Origin of the sequence: Streptomyces sp. NBC_00663 (assembly GCF_036226885.1) — a bacterium.
Taxonomy (GTDB): Bacteria; Actinomycetota; Actinomycetes; order Streptomycetales; family Streptomycetaceae; genus Streptomyces.
On sequence record NZ_CP109027.1, the window covers coordinates 6,350,719 to 6,368,249 of the forward strand.

A 17,531-nucleotide genomic window follows, 5' to 3' on the forward strand; every position below is an offset into this window, starting at 1 on the left:
GGGGCTCGGTCCGTCAGCTCAGTGAGTGGGCCAATGGTTCCCCCCTGGCCCAGCGCCCTACCTCCGCCGCCGCCGTCGCCGCCGCCTTTTCGGCCACCGCGCGGCTCGCGCCGCCCAGATGCGGGGTGAGGACGACCCGGTCGCCGAGGCCGAGCAGCCGGGAACCGGGGGGCAGGGGCTCCTGTGCGTAGGTGTCCAGGGCCGCCGCCGACACCCGGCCGCTCTCCAGCGCGTCGCAGAGGGCCGACTCGTCCAGGAGGGGACCGCGGGCCGCGTTCACCACCACCGCGCCGGGCGGGAGGAGGGACAGCTCGCGGGCACCGATCAGGCCCCGGGTCTCCGGGGTGAGGCGGGCGTGCAGGGTGATCGCCCGTGACCGGGTGAGGAGTTCGTCCAGGGACGTCATGCGCAGCCCGTGGATCTCACCCCGGACGTACGGGTCGTGGACCATCACCTGCGCGCCGAAGGCACACAGCGCGCGGGCCACCCGGCTGCCGACCGCGCCGTAGCCGACCAGGCCGACGGGGAGGTCCTCCAGTTCCAGGCCGCTGTGTTCGTAGGTGTAGTACGCCGAGCCCTTCCAACTTCCCTGCCGGGCGAGGAGGTCGTGGGCCTGCGGGATGCGGCGGAGGGCGGCGAGGAGCAGGCCCACGGTGAACTCGGCGGTGGCGGCGGCGTTGCGGCCGGGGGTGAAACAGACGCGGACGTCACGCGTCTTGGCGGCGTCCAGGTTGACGTTGACCGGTCCGCCCCGGCAGACCACGACCAGCCGCAGCCGCCCGGCGGAGTCCAGGACCCGTTCGGTGACCGGCGCCATCTGGGTGACCAGCACCTCCGCGCCGTCCTCCAGGGCCGCGATGACCTCGTCCTCCGTACCGCACGCCTCCTGGACCTCGGCCACCGGACCGAACGGCTCCAGGGGCCAGCCCAGGGTCAGTTCCCTTACGTCGATGGCCTGTTCGGGCAGCTCATGGGCCAGGGCTCGGGCGATCAGCCGGGGCTGTACGAAGTGGTCACCGGCCGCGACGATCCGCAGGGGGTCACTCATCGCAGGCTGTCTCCCGTCTCGGCGTCGAAGACTTGCGTCAGATCCCGGTCCGCCACGACCCGGACCCGGTCGTCGTGGGCCAGTCGTACGTCCGGGTCGGTCACGACCACCAGGGGAGCGTCCACACCGTCGAGCGCCAGGGTGGCGATCCCCGACTCCAGCAGGGGCTCATGGGCCACGACCCGGGCGGGCAGGGCGTTCTCGGCGTCCGACAGCGTCAGGTCCTCCGGTCGGATGCCGAGGACCAGCTCCCGGCCCTCGGCCACCGGGACGGGGAGCGCGAGGCGGACGCCGTCCGACAGACGGGCGTACGCCTCGGCGGTCGCCGTGCCGGGCAGGAGGTTGATCGCCGGTTCACCGACGAAGTCGGCCACGAAGACATTGGCCGGGCTGTCGTAGATCTCGTACGGCGTGCCCAGTTGCTGGATGACGCCGTCCTTCATCACGGCGATCCGGTCGGCGAGGGAGAGGGCCTCCTCCTGGTCGTGCGTGACGAGGATGGTGGTGTGGCCCAAGTCCCGCTGGATGCGCTTGAGTTCGCGACGGGTGGTGTCGCGCTGGCCGGCGTCCAGATGGGAGAGGGGCTCGTCCAGCAGCAGCACGTCCGGTTCACGGATCAACGCCCGGGCCAGGGAGACCCGTTGCTTCTGGCCGCTGGACAGGGTCGCGGGGCGGGCGTCGAGAAGCTCCGTCAGGCCCACCCGGCCGGCGATGTCGGCGACCTTGCGGGAGACGTCCCCGCGGCTCGACCCGCGACGCGCCCGCAGCCCGAACGCCAGGTTCTCCGCCACGGTCAGCGGCGGGTACAGCGCGTAGTTCTCGAACGCCACCCCCATGTTCCTGGCCTGCGCCGGGGCCGCGATCACCGAGGCGCCGTTCACCAGGATGTCCCCGCCGGTCACCGTCTCCAGGCCCGCGATCATCCGCAGGGTGGTCGACTTGCCGCAGCCCGAGGGGCCGAGCAGACCCAGCAACTCGCCGGAGCGCAGGGTGAGATCGACACCGCGCACGGCCTCCACCGACGGGCGGCCCCGAGCGCGGTACGTCTTGCGCAGATCACGTAACTCCAGCGCGGTCATCGCCGCCCCCTGTCCGATGGGTCGTCGCGCAGACTCGGTAGTCGACCTTGTGCTCGTCCAGGTCGCGCAGCGCGTCCGCCGGTGCCCCGTCGTCGACCAGGAGCAGGTCGAAGCGGGAGAGCGGGGCGACGCGGTGCAGGGCGGCCCGGGCGAGCTTGGTGTGGTCGATCAGCAGGACGTTGCGGGCGGCGGAGTCGAGCATCGCCCGCTTCACCGACACGATGTGCTGCTCCTGGTGGTAGGCGTACCCCCCGTGCACGGCCGACGTGGACGCGAAGCAGACGTCCACCCGCAGGGCCTGGATCGCCTCGACGCAGGAGACGCCGAGGAAGGAGGAGTGCAGGGGGTCGTAGTCGCCGCCGAGGGCCATGAGGTGGATGCCGCGCTGGTCGGAGAGGAGGTTGATGGCCTCCAGGAAGTTGGTGACGACGGTGAGGGGCGTGATCTCGCCGAGCCGCAGCGCCCGCGCTATCTCCAGGGTGGAGGTCGAGTCGTCCAGCATGACCGCCATGCCGGGCTCGATGAGGGTGAGCGCGTGTGCGGCGACGGCGGCCTTCTCGGCGCGCATGGTCTTCAGCCGGTACTGCACGTTCGACTCGAAGACCCCGGACGGCTGGGCCGTCACGCCGCCCCTGAACTTCCTGACGATGCCCTGCCGTTCGAGCTCGTCGAGGTCGCGGTGGATGGTCATCAGGCTCACCCCGAAGCGCTCGGCGAGCTCGGCCGCGGTCGCCGAGCCGTCGGCCAGGACCTGCTCGGCCATGGCCGACTGGCGGGCCGCGGGGCCCTGTGGGGCGTTGCTCACGGAGTTCAGGGGGTTCGTGGAGTTCGTGGACGTGGAGTTCGTGGGGTTCGTGGAGCTCATGGAGTGATCCTTCGCCCTGGACACTGCGGCCGGTCGGCCTCGAACAGCAGCAGGCTCTCAGGTCGGACCGTGACCCGTACGGGATCGTCGGGACGCAGCCCGGCGACGTCCGCGCGCGGCGCCACCAGGGACACGTGCTGTTCGCCGAGCCGGACGGTGACCTCGACGGAACGGCCCAGCACCTCGGTGACATAGACGGTGCCGGTGAGTTCATGGCCGGGGCCGTGCAGGGCGAGGTCTCGGGGGCGGATGCCGACGACGACGTCGGCGCCCTCCTTCGCCTGGGTGCGCACGGGCAGTTCGACCTTGCCGTCCGTCGACCGGAAGGCGCCCGCGGTGACCGTCCCGGGCAGCAGATTGATCCGCGGCCGTCCGAAGGCGCGGGCCACCTCGGTGTCGTAGGGCCGGTACCAGATCTCGTCCCGTGTCCCCGTCTGGACGATCCGGCCGTCCCGGATGACACCGATCCGGTCGCCGAGCGCCAGGGCCTCGACCGAGTCATGGGTGACGTAGAGGGTGGTCGTGCACCGCACGGCCCCGATGGCCTTCAGCTCGGCCCGCATCTGCTGGCGCAGTTTGGCGTCCAGGTGGCTGAGCGGCTCGTCGAGGAGAAAGGCGCGGGCCGGGCGGACCAGGACCCGGCCGAGGGCCGTGCGCTGGCGCTGGCCGTTGGAGAGCTGACCGACAGGCCGGTCCAACAGGCCGCCGATGCCGAGGAGTTCGGCGACCGTACTGATCGTCTTCCGGGCCTCGGCGGGCGGCACCCGGTACCGGGGCGAGCGGAGCGGCGAGGCGAGGTTGTCGTACACCGTGCGATGCGGATAGAGGGCGTAGCTCTCGAAGCACATCGCCACACCCCGGTCGTAGGGCTCCACGCCCCGCATGTCCTTCCCGTCGATCTCCACCGTTCCCGAGTCGGGGAGTTCGAGCCCGGCGACCGTCTTGAGGGTGGTGGTCTTGCCGGCTCCCGAGGGACCCAGCAGACAGAAGAACTCGCCCTCCCGCACGTCCAGTTCGAGCCCGTCCAGTGCGGTGACCCTGCCGTACGTCTTCCGGACCGCCCGCAGCCCGATCATCAGGACTTCACCGCCCCGAAGGACAGGCCCCGCACCAGATACCGCTGGATCAGCAGCGCGAGCAGCAGGGGAGGCACGACCGAGACCAGCGCCGCCGCTGCCGTGAGGTTGTACTTGGGCCGGTCGCCGCCCAGGAAGGACAGGGCGCCCACGGTCACCGTCTGGGCCTCGTTGGAGGTCAGGATCAGCGGGAAGACGAAGTTGTTCCAGGCGAAGATGAAGGCGAGCAGCGACACCGCCGCGATCCCCGGCCTGACCAGCGGCAGGGCCACCTTGAAGAAGGCCTGCTTGCGCGAGTAGCCGTCCAGCAGGGCCGCCTGCTCCAACTCCGGTGTCAGATCGGCGAAGTACGACCTCATGATCCACACGATGAGCGGCAGGGTGACCAGTTGCAGGACCCAGATCATGCCGACGTACGTGTCGAAGAGGCCGAGCTTCTCGTAGAGGACGAACAGCGGGATGATCACCGTCAGTTCGGGGGCGAAACGGAAGGAGAGGAGGGTGAACATCAGGTTCTCGGAGCCTTTGAAGCGCCAGCGCGCGGAGGCGTACGCGGCCGGCAGTCCGACCAGCAGCGACAGCAGCACCGCCCCCAGCGACACCACCAGGCTGTTGACGAAGAACCGCACGAACGGGATGCCCTCGCTGTCGCCGAGCACCGTGCGGTAGCCGTCGAGGGTGGGGGAGAAGGAGAAGTAGGTGCTGAAGAGCTGGTTCGCGGGCTTCAGGGAGAGGATCAGCATCCAGGCGACGGGGAAGAGCGCGAAGACGAAGTAGAGGATGAGGGCGGCATCCGCCAGCCATCCCAACAGGCGTTTCCTGAGCGTCACTTGGCCTCGGCCGCCTTCCGCTGGATCTTCCCGAGATGGCGTACGAGGATCATCGCGGCCAGGTACACCACGGCCCACAGCACGATCGTGTAGCTGATCCCGAAGGAGTACCGCTGGAAGCGGATCGCCTCCAGGTACGCCCGGATCTGGAGGACCATGGTCGAGTCGCCGGGCCCGCCCTCGGTCAGGGCGTAGATGATGTCGAAGACCTTCAGCGAGTCCATGAACCGGAAGATCACCGCGACCAGGACGTACGGCCAGAGCATGGGCAGGGTCAGCCGACGGAAGGTGTACCACCACCGGGCGCCGTCCACGGCCGCCGCCTCGAAGGGGGAGGTGGGCAGCGACCGCAGACCCGCCAGCGCCAGGATCGCCACGAACGGTGTGTAGACCCACACGTCCACGGCGATCGACGACAGCAGTGCGCCGGTCGGGGTGTCCGTCCACTGCACACCGCCCAGCCCGACCGGTCTCAGGAGGTGGTTGACGACTCCCACCGACGGCTGGAGCATCAGCTTCCAGATGATCGCCGCGATGACCGGGGCGATCATCAGGGGCAGGATCAGGATCTTCTCCAGCACCCGGCCCACGCGGGACGACCGGTGCAGCAGCAGCGCCACGGCGACGCCGAGGACCGTCTCGACCGCGGCGGCCCCCACGGCGTACAGCACGGTCACCCAGGCCGAGTTCCAGAAGGAGTCCTGGGTGAAGACGGTCCGGTAGTTCTCGAACCGCACCATGTCCGGCTGGGGTTTGCTCGCCGAGAAGTCGAAGAGCGTGTAGTAGAGGCCGAGCCCGAACGGATAGAGGATCCCGCAGGTCAGCAACAGCGCGGGAACGATCAGGAAGTACGGGCGCAGGGCGAGCCGCATGACAGCTCAGCCCACCTTGCCGGCGAGATCGCCCGCCAGCCCGTTCAGCACCGACTTCGCGCCCTTCCCGCCGTAGATCTCCTGGAGGGCCGCCGCCCAGCTGGTCGTCGCGTCGAAGAACTGGGCCTGCGGGGTGAACTGGATCTTCGTCTGGTCGACGACGGTCTCGAAGGTCTCGATGAACCCGGGCAGGTGCCGCATCTTGTCCTTGTAGGCGGCGTCGGCGGCGACCGACTTGCGTACCGGGTCGATGTGATTGTGGGTGATGGCGCTCCTGCGCAGATGCTCCTTGCCGGTGGCCCACTGGAGGAACAGCCAACTGGCGCTCTTCTTCCTGCTCTTGGCGTTCATGCCGAGCGACCAGATCCACATGTTGGTGGCGAGCGACCCGCCCGGCCCCTTCGGCCCCGGGTGGAAGGCGATCTTCCCGGAGGCGGGACTGGCCCCCTCGACGGCCTGGAAGTAGGCGGCCGTGTCGGCGTCGAACAGCATCCCGGCCTTCTTCGCGCCGAGGTCGCTGGAGCACTGGTACCAGGTGTACGACGTCCAGGACGGCGGCCCGCCCCGCTTGACCATGCCCGCCCAGTCCTCCGTGAACGCGATGGCCTCCGGGGTGTTCATGGCGGGTGTGAGCTTCTCACCGGAGACCGTGAAGTCGTGCAGGCCGTTCCGGGCGTACATGGTCATGAAGCCCGGGTGGATGGTCGCCCAGCTCCTCGACCCGCGCACGGCGATGCCGTACATGCCGTCGAAGCCGGCGCCGGGCGCCTTGTCCTTGATGACCCCGGCGAGCTCCCGTAACTCCTCGAAGGTCTCCGCCGGTTGGAGCCCGAGCTTCTTGAACACCTCGGTGTTGTAGGCGACGACGTTCGTCTCCCAGCCCCACGGCAGCGCGTACTGCCCGCCCTGGCCGAGCGGCGCGCCCGCCTTCAGCGACCACTGGTCGGCCTGGAGGAGGTTGGGGAAGAAGTCGGCCTGGTCCCATTCGGCGCCGGTGGCCGAGGAGTTGCGCATCCACGGGCCGAGATCCTCCAGCCACCCCGGCGGCCCGTACTGCCACACCATGTACGCGCCCAGCATGAAGACGTCGTAGGAGGCACGCCCGCTGGACAGGTCCACGGTGAGCTTGTCGAAGTAGTTGTCCTCGGGGAAGACGTCGTACTCGACCTTGATGCCGGTCTGCTCGGTGAACGCCTTCAGGTCGGCGATCAGCGCGTCCGTGTACGGATGCTTGTTGAGCAGCGCCTTGACGGTCGCGCCCTTCTCCCGCTTCCAGTCGAAGGAGCCGGTGACGTCGTCCGCGGCCGAGCCGTCGCTCCTGTCGTCGTCCCCGCCGAACCCGGCACCGCAGGCCGACAGGACGGGGGCCGCGGCCAGGGCGGCGCCGAGCGCGAGGAAACGTCGTCGGTCGTGCGCGTGCGTGTCCATCCGTGACCTCCAGGTGGGGCTGGGTCCGGTGTGCCATGGGGTTAACACGTCGAGTCGACTCGATAACAGAGGGTGTAACGGCGGAAGAAGGCCGTCAATCCCTCGCGCACGCCCAAATCTCAGGGCAGAGTGAGAAGTTCACGGATCAGTGTGTGCGGGAGGCCGGGATGGAGCAGGAGACATGGCTCGGGATCGACCTCGGGACCCAGAGCGTCCGCGCCCTGCTCGTCACGGCCGACGGCACGGTCCTGGGCAGCGGCTCGGCCCCCCTGCGGGGGCGGCGCGACGGGGTACGGCACGAACAGGACCCGGGGGAGTGGTGGACGGCGGTGTGCGCGGCCTCCCGCGAGGCCCTGCGCCAGGGCGGCCCGGCCCGGGTCGGCGGCCTCGCGGTGTGCGGCACGTCCGGCACCGTGCTGCTCACGGACGACGCCGGGCGGCCGGTGAGCCCGGCCCTGATGTACGACGACGGGCGGGCCTGGGCGGAGGGGGAGCGGCTGCGCGGGGCGGGCCTCGCGGTGCAGAACACCTGGGGGCTGCCGAAGGCGCTGTGGCTCCGCCGCATCCACGGCCCGGGCCGGATCGCCCACCAGCCCGACGTGATCACCGCCCACCTCACGGGCGGCCCCGTCCCCACCGACTCCAGTCACGCCCTGAAGACGGGGTACGACGCGCAGGCCGACGCCTGGCCCGACGTCCCGGGCCCGCCGCTGCCGCTGCCCGTTGTCGTACGCCCCGGCACCCGTCTCGGCGAGGTCTGCCAGGCCGCCGCCGAGGCCACCGGCATCCCCGCCGGCACCCCCGTCGTCGCCGGCATGACGGACGGCTGCGCGGCCCAGATCGCGTCCGGCGCCCTGCGCGCGGGCTCCTGGAACTCGGTGCTCGGCACCACTCTGGTCCTCAAGGGCGCCTCCCCGACGCCGGTCCACGACCCGACCGGCGTGGTCTACAACCACCGCGCCCCCGACGGGAGCTGGCTGCCCGGCGGTGCCTCCAGCGTGGGCGCGGGCGTGCTGACGGCGGCCTTCGGCGGGGCGGACCCGGCGGTGATGGACCAACAGGCGGCGCGGCACGAACCGGCCGGGGCGATCGCCTACCCCCTGGTCTCCCCGGGGGAACGCTTCCCCTTCCTGGCCCCCGAGGCGACGGCCCTGCTCCTCGGTGAGCCCGTGGGCGAGGCCGACCTGTGGGCCGCGCTCCTCCAGGGCGTCGCCTTCACCGAACGCCTCTGCCTGGACTACCTGCACCACCTCGGTGCCCCCCTCGACGGCCCGCTCGCCTTCACCGGCGGCGCGGCCCGCAGTCCGTACTGGAACCAGCTGCGCGCCGACGTCCTGGGCCGCGAGGCACGGGTACCGGAGCAGACCGAACCGGCCCTGGGCATGGCCGCGTTGGCGGCCCACGGCGTGACCGGGGAGACCCTCCCGGGCATCGCCGACCGCATGGTCCGCGTCCGCACGGTCGTCACCCCCCGCCCCGACCGCACGGCCCGCTTCGCCGAGCCGTACGCCCGCCTGGTCGACGAGCTGACCACCCGAGGCTGGCTGCCACCCCCGGTCGCGGCACATGCGCACGCCCGTCTGGGCCGGGATACTGCGGACTCATGAGCAGCGCGACCCTCCTCCTCGCCCGTCACGGCCAGACCGTCTGGCACGCCGAGAACCGCTACGCAGGTGTCAGCGACATCGCCCTCACCGACGAGGGCCGCGCCCAGGCCGAGGCGCTCGGACGCTGGGCCGCCGCGCACCCCGTGCACGCGATCTGGACGTCCACGGTCTCCCGGGCCATCGCCACCGCCGCCCCCGCCTGCCGCGCCCTCGGCCTCACCTCCCACCCCGAACCCGCCCTGCGCGAATGCGACTTCGGGGTCGTGGAGGGCCGCACGCTCGCCGAGTTCGCCACGGAGAACCCGGCCGCCGCGCAGGCGTTCCGCACCGACCCCGTGGCCCACCCGTTCCCCGGCGCCGAGGACCCGAAGGAGGCGGCGGAGCGCGGCACCGAGGCCCTCCGCCGCATCGCACGGGCCCACCCCGGCGAACGGGTCCTCGTCGTCGCCCACAACACCCTGCTGCGCCTGGTCCTGTGCGAGCTGCTGTCCGTCCCGCTCGGCGAGTACCGGCGGGTCTTCCCGCGGTTGCGCAACGCGGCGGTCAGCGAACTCCGCGTGACCGCAGAGGGTTCCGCCGCACTTCTCTCCCTCAATGTGCCGTGCGACCTGCACCTTCCGTAGCACCATGGGCACATGACGGAGATCGACACCTCGGTACCCCATTCGGCCCGCATCTGGAACTACTGGCTCGGCGGCAAGGACAACTACCCGGTCGACGAGGCGGCGGGTGACGCGTACACCGCCGTCTTCCCCGGCATCGTCACCATCGCCCGCAGCAGCCGCGCCTTTCTCGGCCGCAGCATCCGGTACCTGGTGCAGGAGGCGGGCGTACGTCAGTTCCTGGACGTCGGCACCGGCCTGCCGACCGTCGACAACACCCATGAGGTCGCCCAGCGGATCGCCCCCGAGTCGAGGATCGTCTACGTCGACAACGACCCGCTCGTCCTGACCCACGCCCGCGCCCTGCTCACCTCCACCGCGGAGGGTGTGACGGCGTACGAGGACCTGAGTCTGTACGAGCCGGAGCGCATCCTGGACCAGGCGGGCAAGACCCTCGACCTCTCCCGGCCCACCGCCCTGATCCTCAGCGGCATCCTCGGCCATGTGGCCGACTACGACCTGGGCCGGGACCTCGTCGCCCGCCTCCTCGCGGGCCTGCCCTCGGGCAGTTACCTCTGTGTCAACGACGGCTCCCGCGGCACCGACCCGGACTACGAGCAGGCCCAGGACGGCTACAACGAGACCGGTGCCGTCCCGTACTTCCTGCGCCCGGTCGAGCAGATCACCGCGTACTTCGAGGGACTGGAACTGGTGGACCCGGGTGTCGTCTCGGTGCCGCTGTGGCGCCCGGACGCCGGCACCCGCCCGGAGCCGATCGGCCAGCACGGCGGCGTGGGCCGCAAGCCGTAGCAGCCGACCCGCACGAGGAAGCCCCCGCGAGTCATGTCCTCGCGGGGGCTTCCGTCACTGCGCCTGCCACGTGAAGGGTGAGAAGACGATCACGAGCAGGACGTATTCATACACCCCTCACGGCGCGAGCAGCAGCACATCCGCCCGGGACCTGGCCGCCTCGTAACGCCGGGCCACGTCCTGCCAGTTGACGACGGCCCACATGGCGTCGATGAAGTCGACCTTCTGGTTCCTGTACTGGAGGTAGAAGGCGTGCTCCCAGGCGTCGAAGACCAGGATCGGCACGGAGCCCTGGCCGACGTTGCCCTGGTGGTCGTAGACCTGCTCGACGACGAGCCGCCCGCTGAGCGGCTCGTGGGCCAGCACGCCCCAGCCGGATCCCTGGGTGGTCGCGGCGGCCTTGGTGAGCTGCGCCTTGAACCCGGCGAACGAACCGAACGACTCGGCGATCGCCTCGGCGAGGTCGCCCACGCCGTCGGCCGCGAGCGGCTCACCGCCTCCGCCGTCCTTCGGGCCGGTCATGTTCCGCCAGTAGATCGAGTGCAGGATGTGCCCGGACAGATGGAAGGCCAGGCTCTTCTCCAGCCCGTTGACCGAACCCCAGGCCTCCTTGTCCCGCGCCTCCGCGAGCTGCTCCAGCGTGTCGTTGGCGCCCTTCACATACGCAGCATGGTGCTTGTCGTGGTGCAGCTCGATGATCTCGGGGCTGATCACGGGGGCGAGCGCGGCGTAGTCGTACGGCAGTTCAGGGAGCGTGTAGACGGGCATGGAGGGTCCCCTCAAGAGCTTGTTGCAAGTAGCTTGCAATAACAAGCTAACAGCAAAAAGCCCCCGTGTGGATCACGCGGGGGCTTTCGGGGGCCGGGGTCGTGTCAGTGCGTGGCCCGCCGGCGCTGCCACGTGTAGCCCACGGCCGCCAGCGCCACCGTCATGACCCCGGTCGAGTACAACTGCACCCGCGTGTCCGCCTCCCGCGCCATCAGCACGAAGATCCCGGCCATCCCGGCCAGCGCCACCCACGTCAGCACCGGGAACGCCCACATCCGTACCGTCAGCTTCTCCGGCGCCTCCCGCTCCAACTGCCGGCGCAGCCGCAGTTGCGAGACGGCGATGAAGATCCAGACGACCAGGATGACCGCGCCGATCATGTTGAGCAGCCAGGAGAAGACGTCGTTCGGGCGCCAGTAGCTCAGCACCACGCACACGAACCCGAACACCGAGGACACCAGCACGGCCACCCGCGGCACCCCGCCGGAGACCCGGCCCAGCGCCTTCGGCCCCTGTCCGCGCTGCACCAGCGAGTAGGCGATGCGCGAGGAGCCGTAGATGTTGGCGTTCATCGCGGACAGCAGGGCGACCAGCACGACCACGTTCATCAGCTGACCCGCGCCCGGGATGCCGAGGGAGTCGAGGGCGGCGACGTAGGGGCCCTTGGCCGTCACGGCCGCGGAGTCCCACGGGACCAAGGTCACGATGACCGCCATCGAGCCGATGTAGAACAGCGCGATGCGCCACATGGCCGTGCGGACCGCGGTGGCCACGCCCCTCACCGGGTTCTCCGACTCCGCCGCCGCGATGGTGACCGTCTCCAGGCCGCCGTACGCGAACACGGACGCGAGGATGCCGATGACCAGGCCCTCGCTGCCGTTCGGGAGGAGTTCGCCCAGATGCGAGGCGCCCGGCGAGTCCGTGCCCGGGAGGACACCCGCGATCGCCAGCACCCCCAGCACCAGGAACAGGCTGATCGCCCCGACCTTCAGCGCCGCGAACCAGAACTCGAACTCGCCGAAGTTCTTCACGGCGGCGAGGTTCGTGGCGCAGAACACCACCATGAACAGCGCCACCCACGCCCACTCCGGTGTCCCCGGCAGCCACCCGGTCACGATCTTCGCCGCGCCGATGCCCTCCAGACCGACGGCCGTGCAGAGCAGCACCCAGAACGACCAGCCGGCGGTGAAGCCGGCCCAAGGGCCGATCGCGCGCTCGGCGTGGGCGGAGAAGGAGCCGGAAGACGGATACGCGGCCGACATCTCGCCCAGCATCCGCATCACCAGCATCACGAGGAGCCCGGAGAGGGTGTAGGCGAGGACGATCGACGGCCCGGCCGCGGCGATGCCGGCGCCGGAGCCCACGAATAGACCGGCGCCGATGACCCCGCCGAGGGCGATCATCGACAGATGGCGCTGCTTCAGGCCGTGGGAGAGGGAGGCGCCGGGCTCGGGTGGGGCCTGGGCGGGGGTGGTGCTGGGCATGAGAGCGATGGGTCCAGTACATGAGACGGCAAAAACGCCCACAGTCTGGGCAGCCTCTCCGCTCAGAAGGAGAGACTGCCCACTATGCGGACACCGTCCGCACGGGCCGTGACTACGCCGCCACGCTCGTGTAGTGCGAGGCGTCGCCCTCCACCGAGTAGCTCTCCTTGCCCTCGATGCCGACCGGGATGTCCCCGGCGACGGTCACCCGGTGCAGGCGGCGGGCCTGGCGGTCGTAGTTGTCGACGGCGTAGTGCTGGGTGATGCGGTTGTCGAAGAGGACCAGCTGGTTCGGCGACCAGCGGTGGCGCAGGATGTGCTCCGGCTTGACGACGTACGACTGGAGCAGGTCGAGCAGCGTGCGCGACTCGGTCACCGACAGGCCCACGATGCGCTGCGCGAACCCGCCGATGAACAGGCCGCGTTCACCGGTGAGCGGATGGACGCGGACCACCGGGTGGGCGGTGCGGTACTTGATCGAGGTGAACCGGGCACGCTGGGCGGCCTTCTTCTCGTCGATGTCCTCCGCCGGTACGGCGTAGTCGTAGTCGTTGGTGTGCTCGGCCCACAGCGTGTCCGCCAGTTGCCTGAGCGGGTCCGGCAGACTCCGGTACGCCGCCGCCGAGTTGGTGATCAGCGTCTCGCCGCCGTACGGCGGGAGCGTGATGCTGCGCAGGGTGCTGGCCTGCGGCGGGTTGAGGACGAAGGTGACGTCCGTGTGCCAGTGGCTGGCGCTGCCCTGCTCGCTGTCGACGGGCAGCACGTTCGCGGCGCCCTCGACGGCGGGGACGGTCGGGTGGGCGGTGGTGAGGTCGCCGAAGTGGCGGGCGAAGGCCTGCTGGCCCTCGTCGTCGAGATCGACGTCGTCGAAGACGAGCGCCTTGTGGAGGTTGAGGGCCTCACGGAGGGCGGCGACGGTCTCGCCGTCCAGCGGCTTGGAGATGTCCACGCCGGAGACCTGGGCGCCGATGTGGGCGGTGACCTTGCGGATGTCGAGCGTCATGAGGGTCAGTCCTTTCAGACCAGGGTGGCGGTGTACTGGTTGGCGGGGCGGGGGAGGCCGTAGCGCTCCCGCAGGGTGCGGCGCGGGCCGTACTCCTCGCGGAGCAGCCCGCGGGCGCGCAGGATCGGGACGACGTGGTCCACGAAGAGGTCGAGGCCGGACGGCAGCACGGCCGGCATGATGTTGAAGCCGTCGGCGGCGCCGAGCGTGAACCACCGCTCGATCGCGTCGGCGACCTGCTCGGGCGTCCCGGCGAAGGTGAGATGCCCGCGCCCGCCACCGAGCCGCCCGATCAGCTGCCGTACGGTGAGCCGCTCACGCCGGGCGAGCCCGACGACCAGCGTGTACCGGCTCTTGGCGCCCTCGACGGCGTCCTCGGAGGGCAGCCCGGCGGGAAGTTCGGCATCCAACTCCAGGCTTCCCACGGGCAGTTGGAGCAGCCGCTCCAGATTGGCCACCCCGTGCTCGTGCACGATGTGGTCCTCCAGCTCCTGCTCCGCGGCCCGTGCCTCGGCCTCCGTCGAGCCGATGACCGGGACGATGCCGGGCAGCACCTTGAGATGCTCGGGGTCCCGGCCCGCCCGCACGACCCGGGACTTGAGGTCGGCGTAGAAGTCCTGCGCGTCCTTCAGGGTCTGCTGGGCGGTGAACACCGCCTCCGCGTACCGGGCCGCGAACGCCTTCCCGTCCTCGCTCGACCCCGCCTGCACCAGCAGCGGGTAACCCTGCGGGGAACGCGGCACGTTGAGAGCGCCGTCCACACGGAAGTACGGCCCCTCGTGCCGGGGCGGGTGGATCTTGGTGTCGTCGCCCCAGACGCCGCTCGCCTTGTCGGCGACGATCGCGTCGTCCTCCCAGCTGTCCCAGAGCTTCAGCGCCACGTCCAGGAACTCGGAGGCCCGCGCGTACCGTTCGGCGTGCGCCGGTTCCGCGTCGAGACCGAAGTTGCGGGCGGCCTCGGCACCGGCGGTGGTGACGATGTTCCAGCCCGCCCGGCCACCGCTGATGATGTCGAGCGAGGCGAACTTGCGGGCCAGGTTGTAGGGCGAGTTGTAGGACGTCGACGCGGTGGCGATCAGGCCGATGTGCTCGGTGGCCGTCGCCAGCGCGGTGAGCAGCGTCAGCGGCTCCAGCGCGCCCGCGGGCCGCTGGCCCACGCTGCCCCACAGCTGGGGGCTGTCGGCGAGGAAGAGCGAGTCGAAGGTGCCGCGCTCGGCGATCCGGGCCAGCCGGACGTAGTGCTCCAGCTCGACATGCGCGTACGGATCGCTCTCCGGGAGCCGCCAGGAGGCCTCGTGGTGCCCGGTGGTCATCAGGAACGCGTTCAGGTGCAGCTGTCTGGTGGTCATGCGTGGTTCTCCTCCGTGGCGCCGGGGCCGATGGTCATGCGTGGTCCTCCGTCACTCCGAGCGCCTTCAGCAGCCGCTCCCGGTACTCGCCCAGCAGCGGATCGCGGTACGAGCGCGGATGCGGCGGCTCGATGGCCAGGTCGAGGCCGATCCGCCCGTCCTCCAGCACCAGCACCCGGTCCGCCAGCACGATCGCCTCGTCCACGTCGTGTGTGACCAGCAGCACCGAGGGGCGGTGCCGCTCCCACAGCTCCCGCAGCAGGACGTGCATCTTGATCCGGGTCAGCGCGTCCAGCGCCCCGAACGGCTCGTCGGCGAGCAGCAGTTCGGGCTCCCGGACCAGCGACCGGGCCAGCGCCGCCCGCTGCGCCTCCCCGCCCGACAGCTCGCTAGGCCAGGCCCGCTCCCGCCCCCCGAGCCCCACCTCTTCGAGCGCGGCCCGCCCCTTGTCCTCAGAGCCCGCGTCCGAGCCCAGCAGTACGTTGTCCAGGACCCGGCGCCAGGGCAGCAGTCGCGAGTCCTGGAAGACCACGGATATCTGCTCCGGGGCGGTGAGTCGGCCGCTGCCGGTCACCTGGTGGTCGAGGCCCGCGACGGCCCGCAGCAGCGTGCTCTTGCCGGAGCCGCTGTGCCCGAGGAGGGCGACGAACTGTCCGGCCGGGATGTCGAGGTCGACGTCGTCGAGGACGGTGCGGCCGTCGAACGACCGGGTAAGACCCCGGAGTTGTACCGCGGGGCGGGTCAGCTGCTCAGTGTGCGTCGCCATGACAGCACCCTCCTTTCGATGAGGCGGACCGCGCTGTCGGAGACGAGGCCGAAGACGCCGTAGACGACGAGGCCGACGAGGATGACGTCCGACTGGCCGTAGTTCTGGGCCTGGAACATCAGATAGCCGAGGCCGCTGGTGGCGTTGATCTGTTCCAGCACGACCAGGCCGAGCCAGGAGCCGGTGACGCCGAGCCGGAGTCCCACGAAGAATCCGGGCAGCGCGCCGGGGATGACGATCTGCCGGACGAACTGGAACCGGTTCAGCCCCTGCACCTCGGCGAGTTCGACGAACCGGCTGTCGATGCCGGACAGCGCGGCATGGGTGTTGAGATAGATCGGGATGTAGACGACGATCGCGATGATGGCGATCTTGAAGGTCTCACCGATGCCCAGCCAGAGGATGAACAGCGGGATCAGACCGAGGGTGGGGATCGCCCGGTTGAGGCTCACCGTCCCGTCGATCAGCGCCTCCCCGACCCGGCTGAGCCCGGACGCCAGCGCCAGCGCGACCCCGGCGACCAGCCCGATCGCGAAGCCGGAGGCGGCCCGCTGGAGCGAGGTCAGGATGTCGCCCCGCAGGGTGCCGTCGGTCCACAGATGGGCGCCGGTCTCCACGACCGTCCAGGGCGCCGGGATCGCCGCCGGGTCCAGCCGGCCCGCGGCCGAGGCGGCGGCCCACAGGGCGAGCACCAGGGCGGGGCCGACAAGGCGGGCGGCGGGCAGCCGCCTGCCGGGGGAGAGACTCCGACGCCTGCGCGGTACGGTCTCCGGGGCTTCCGCGACGACCGGAGCCGTCGCCGTCGTGGTCGCGGCGCTCACTTGCGATACTCCTCTGCTACGGACTTCGCGGCGATGCCCTCGAAGCGGTGGTCGAACAGCGAGGCCACGTCGAACTTCTTCACGAAGCCGCCCTCCGCGAGCAGGTCGGCGGTCTCCTGCTCCCACTTGATGGCCTCGGCCCAACTCGGCGGGAACAGCGGCTTGTTGGCGAGCGCCGTGATCCCCTGGGCCTGCGCGAGGGTCAGGTTCTGCGTCTTGACGTAGAACTCCTCGTTCCAGACGTCGGGGTGCTCGTACGCCCAGACCTGGCCCTTCGCCCAGTACGGGATGTACGCGGCGACCGCGGCGGCCTTCGCCTCGTCGTTCAGCACGGAGACCGGCGCCCACAGCAGGTTGAGCAGGTCGACCACGTCCGTGGTGATGCCCCGGGCGCCCTTCGCCTCGTACTGCGCGAGGTAGGCGGGCGACTGGGTATTGGCGAGCGGGGCGATGTCCACCTGGCCCGACTGGAGGGCGGTGAGGAACTGGTTGCTGGTCAGCGGGACCAGCTTCACGTCGTCGTAGGCGAGTCCCGCCTTCTTCAACGCCCGCAGCAGCACGACCCCTTGGGCCTGCCCCTGGGAGAAGGCGAGCTTCTTGCCCCGGAAGTCCTCGACCGTCCGGATGTCGCTGCCGGGCTTGGTGGCGAAGATGTAGTTGGGCTTGCGGGTGATGTTGATCGCGACGATCTTCGCGTCGAAGCCCTGGTAGTGCGCCTGGATCGGCGGAATACCCGCGTTGTTGGCGAGGTCCAGGGACTTGGCACGGAAGGCGTTGATCACATCGGGGCCGGCCCCGATGTTCACCCAGCTGGACACCTTGAACGGCAGCTCACCCAACTTGGCGAGTCTGAACTGGAGTTGCTGGGCGCCCAAGTAGGTGGCGACCTTCAGGGCCGTCCCGGCCGGAACCTTGTCGGCGAGCGGCGCCCTCGACGCGCCCTCGCCGCCGGTGGCGGCACTGGACTCGGCGCAGCCGCTCAGCCCCGCGACACCGGCCGCGGCACCGAGGACGGAGGTGAGGAAGAGTCGCCGGTCTATGCCGGACGTACGCGAAAAGGGCATGGGAGGACTCCCTGAATTGGTGCATGGGAAACACGAAAAACACGGCGGGAAAGGAATTC

At 70.5% G+C, this 17,531-nt stretch carries 17 protein-coding genes; 3 read left to right on the plus strand and 14 right to left on the minus strand.

The window, feature by feature from the left end:
* Nucleotides 1-13 precede the first annotated feature (13 nt).
* The 7 genes from OG866_RS29010 to OG866_RS29040 form a co-directional block, all read right to left on the minus strand.
* Nucleotides 14-1,048 (minus strand): 2-hydroxyacid dehydrogenase, encoded by a 1,035-nt coding sequence (locus OG866_RS29010; RefSeq protein WP_329339189.1) that lies wholly within the window; start codon nucleotides 1,046-1,048, stop codon nucleotides 14-16.
* Nucleotides 1,045-2,127: an ABC transporter ATP-binding protein gene (locus tag OG866_RS29015; protein WP_329339192.1), complete on the minus strand. Its 1,083-nt coding sequence runs from the start codon at nucleotides 2,125-2,127 to the stop codon at nucleotides 1,045-1,047. Before OG866_RS29015 ends, OG866_RS29010 begins: the two co-directional genes overlap by 4 nt.
* A complete protein-coding gene (locus tag OG866_RS29020) occupies nucleotides 2,105-2,890 on the minus strand; it encodes a DeoR/GlpR family DNA-binding transcription regulator (protein WP_329344346.1) in 786 nt (261 codons plus the stop codon). Before OG866_RS29020 ends, OG866_RS29015 begins: the two co-directional genes overlap by 23 nt.
* A 98-nt stretch (nucleotides 2,891-2,988) precedes the next feature.
* The gene (locus tag OG866_RS29025; RefSeq protein WP_329339195.1) at nucleotides 2,989-4,068 is read right to left on the minus strand and encodes an ABC transporter ATP-binding protein; all 1,080 of its coding nucleotides are present in this window, start codon (nucleotides 4,066-4,068) and stop codon (nucleotides 2,989-2,991) included.
* Complete coding sequence (locus OG866_RS29030) at nucleotides 4,068-4,898, minus strand: carbohydrate ABC transporter permease (protein ID WP_329339197.1); 831 nt, start codon at nucleotides 4,896-4,898, stop codon at nucleotides 4,068-4,070. Before OG866_RS29030 ends, OG866_RS29025 begins: the two co-directional genes overlap by 1 nt.
* Entirely contained in the window at nucleotides 4,895-5,770 is an 876-nt protein-coding gene (locus OG866_RS29035) for a carbohydrate ABC transporter permease (protein WP_329339199.1), read from the minus strand. The genes OG866_RS29030 and OG866_RS29035 overlap by 4 nt, the downstream gene beginning before the upstream one ends.
* A gap of 6 nt (nucleotides 5,771-5,776) precedes the next feature.
* Complete coding sequence (locus OG866_RS29040) at nucleotides 5,777-7,198, minus strand: ABC transporter substrate-binding protein (RefSeq protein ID WP_329339201.1); 1,422 nt, start codon at nucleotides 7,196-7,198, stop codon at nucleotides 5,777-5,779.
* A gap of 167 nt (nucleotides 7,199-7,365) precedes the next feature.
* Between OG866_RS29040 and OG866_RS29045 the strand changes: the two genes are divergently transcribed.
* Genes OG866_RS29045 through OG866_RS29055 form a run of 3 tightly spaced genes read left to right on the plus strand, consistent with a single transcriptional unit; the run spans nucleotide 7,366 to nucleotide 10,217 of the window.
* Nucleotides 7,366-8,805: an FGGY-family carbohydrate kinase gene (locus OG866_RS29045; RefSeq protein ID WP_329339203.1), complete on the plus strand. Its 1,440-nt coding sequence runs from the start codon at nucleotides 7,366-7,368 to the stop codon at nucleotides 8,803-8,805.
* A complete protein-coding gene (locus OG866_RS29050) occupies nucleotides 8,802-9,428 on the plus strand; it encodes a histidine phosphatase family protein (RefSeq protein WP_329339205.1) in 627 nt (208 codons plus the stop codon). The genes OG866_RS29045 and OG866_RS29050 overlap by 4 nt, the downstream gene beginning before the upstream one ends.
* Nucleotides 9,429-9,440: 12 nt before the next feature.
* A complete protein-coding gene (locus OG866_RS29055) occupies nucleotides 9,441-10,217 on the plus strand; it encodes an SAM-dependent methyltransferase (RefSeq protein WP_329339206.1) in 777 nt (258 codons plus the stop codon).
* 117 nt (nucleotides 10,218-10,334) lie between these two features.
* Here OG866_RS29055 and OG866_RS29060 read toward each other — a convergent pair whose 3' ends face one another.
* The 7 genes from OG866_RS29060 to OG866_RS29090 form a co-directional block, all read right to left on the minus strand.
* Nucleotides 10,335-10,985, minus strand: coding sequence for a superoxide dismutase (locus OG866_RS29060; RefSeq protein ID WP_329339207.1), 651 nt, complete (start codon nucleotides 10,983-10,985; stop codon nucleotides 10,335-10,337).
* 104 nt (nucleotides 10,986-11,089) lie between these two features.
* The gene (locus OG866_RS29065) at nucleotides 11,090-12,469 is read right to left on the minus strand and encodes an amino acid permease (RefSeq protein WP_329339209.1); all 1,380 of its coding nucleotides are present in this window, start codon (nucleotides 12,467-12,469) and stop codon (nucleotides 11,090-11,092) included.
* Between the two features lie 112 nt (nucleotides 12,470-12,581).
* Nucleotides 12,582-13,472, minus strand: coding sequence for a TauD/TfdA dioxygenase family protein (locus OG866_RS29070; RefSeq protein WP_329339211.1), 891 nt, complete (start codon nucleotides 13,470-13,472; stop codon nucleotides 12,582-12,584).
* A 14-nt stretch (nucleotides 13,473-13,486) separates the two neighbouring features.
* Nucleotides 13,487-14,821, minus strand: a complete 1,335-nt coding sequence (locus OG866_RS29075; protein ID WP_329339214.1) for an LLM class flavin-dependent oxidoreductase — start codon at nucleotides 14,819-14,821, stop codon at nucleotides 13,487-13,489.
* Nucleotides 14,822-14,855: 34 nt separating this feature from the next.
* Complete coding sequence (locus tag OG866_RS29080; RefSeq protein ID WP_329339216.1) at nucleotides 14,856-15,587, minus strand: ABC transporter ATP-binding protein; 732 nt, start codon at nucleotides 15,585-15,587, stop codon at nucleotides 14,856-14,858.
* Nucleotides 15,563-16,408 (minus strand): ABC transporter permease, encoded by an 846-nt coding sequence (locus OG866_RS29085; RefSeq protein ID WP_329339217.1) that lies wholly within the window; start codon nucleotides 16,406-16,408, stop codon nucleotides 15,563-15,565. Before OG866_RS29085 ends, OG866_RS29080 begins: the two co-directional genes overlap by 25 nt.
* Complete coding sequence (locus OG866_RS29090) at nucleotides 16,405-17,472, minus strand: ABC transporter substrate-binding protein (protein ID WP_329339219.1); 1,068 nt, start codon at nucleotides 17,470-17,472, stop codon at nucleotides 16,405-16,407. The genes OG866_RS29085 and OG866_RS29090 overlap by 4 nt, the downstream gene beginning before the upstream one ends.
* Between the last annotated feature and the right edge of the window lie 59 nt (nucleotides 17,473-17,531).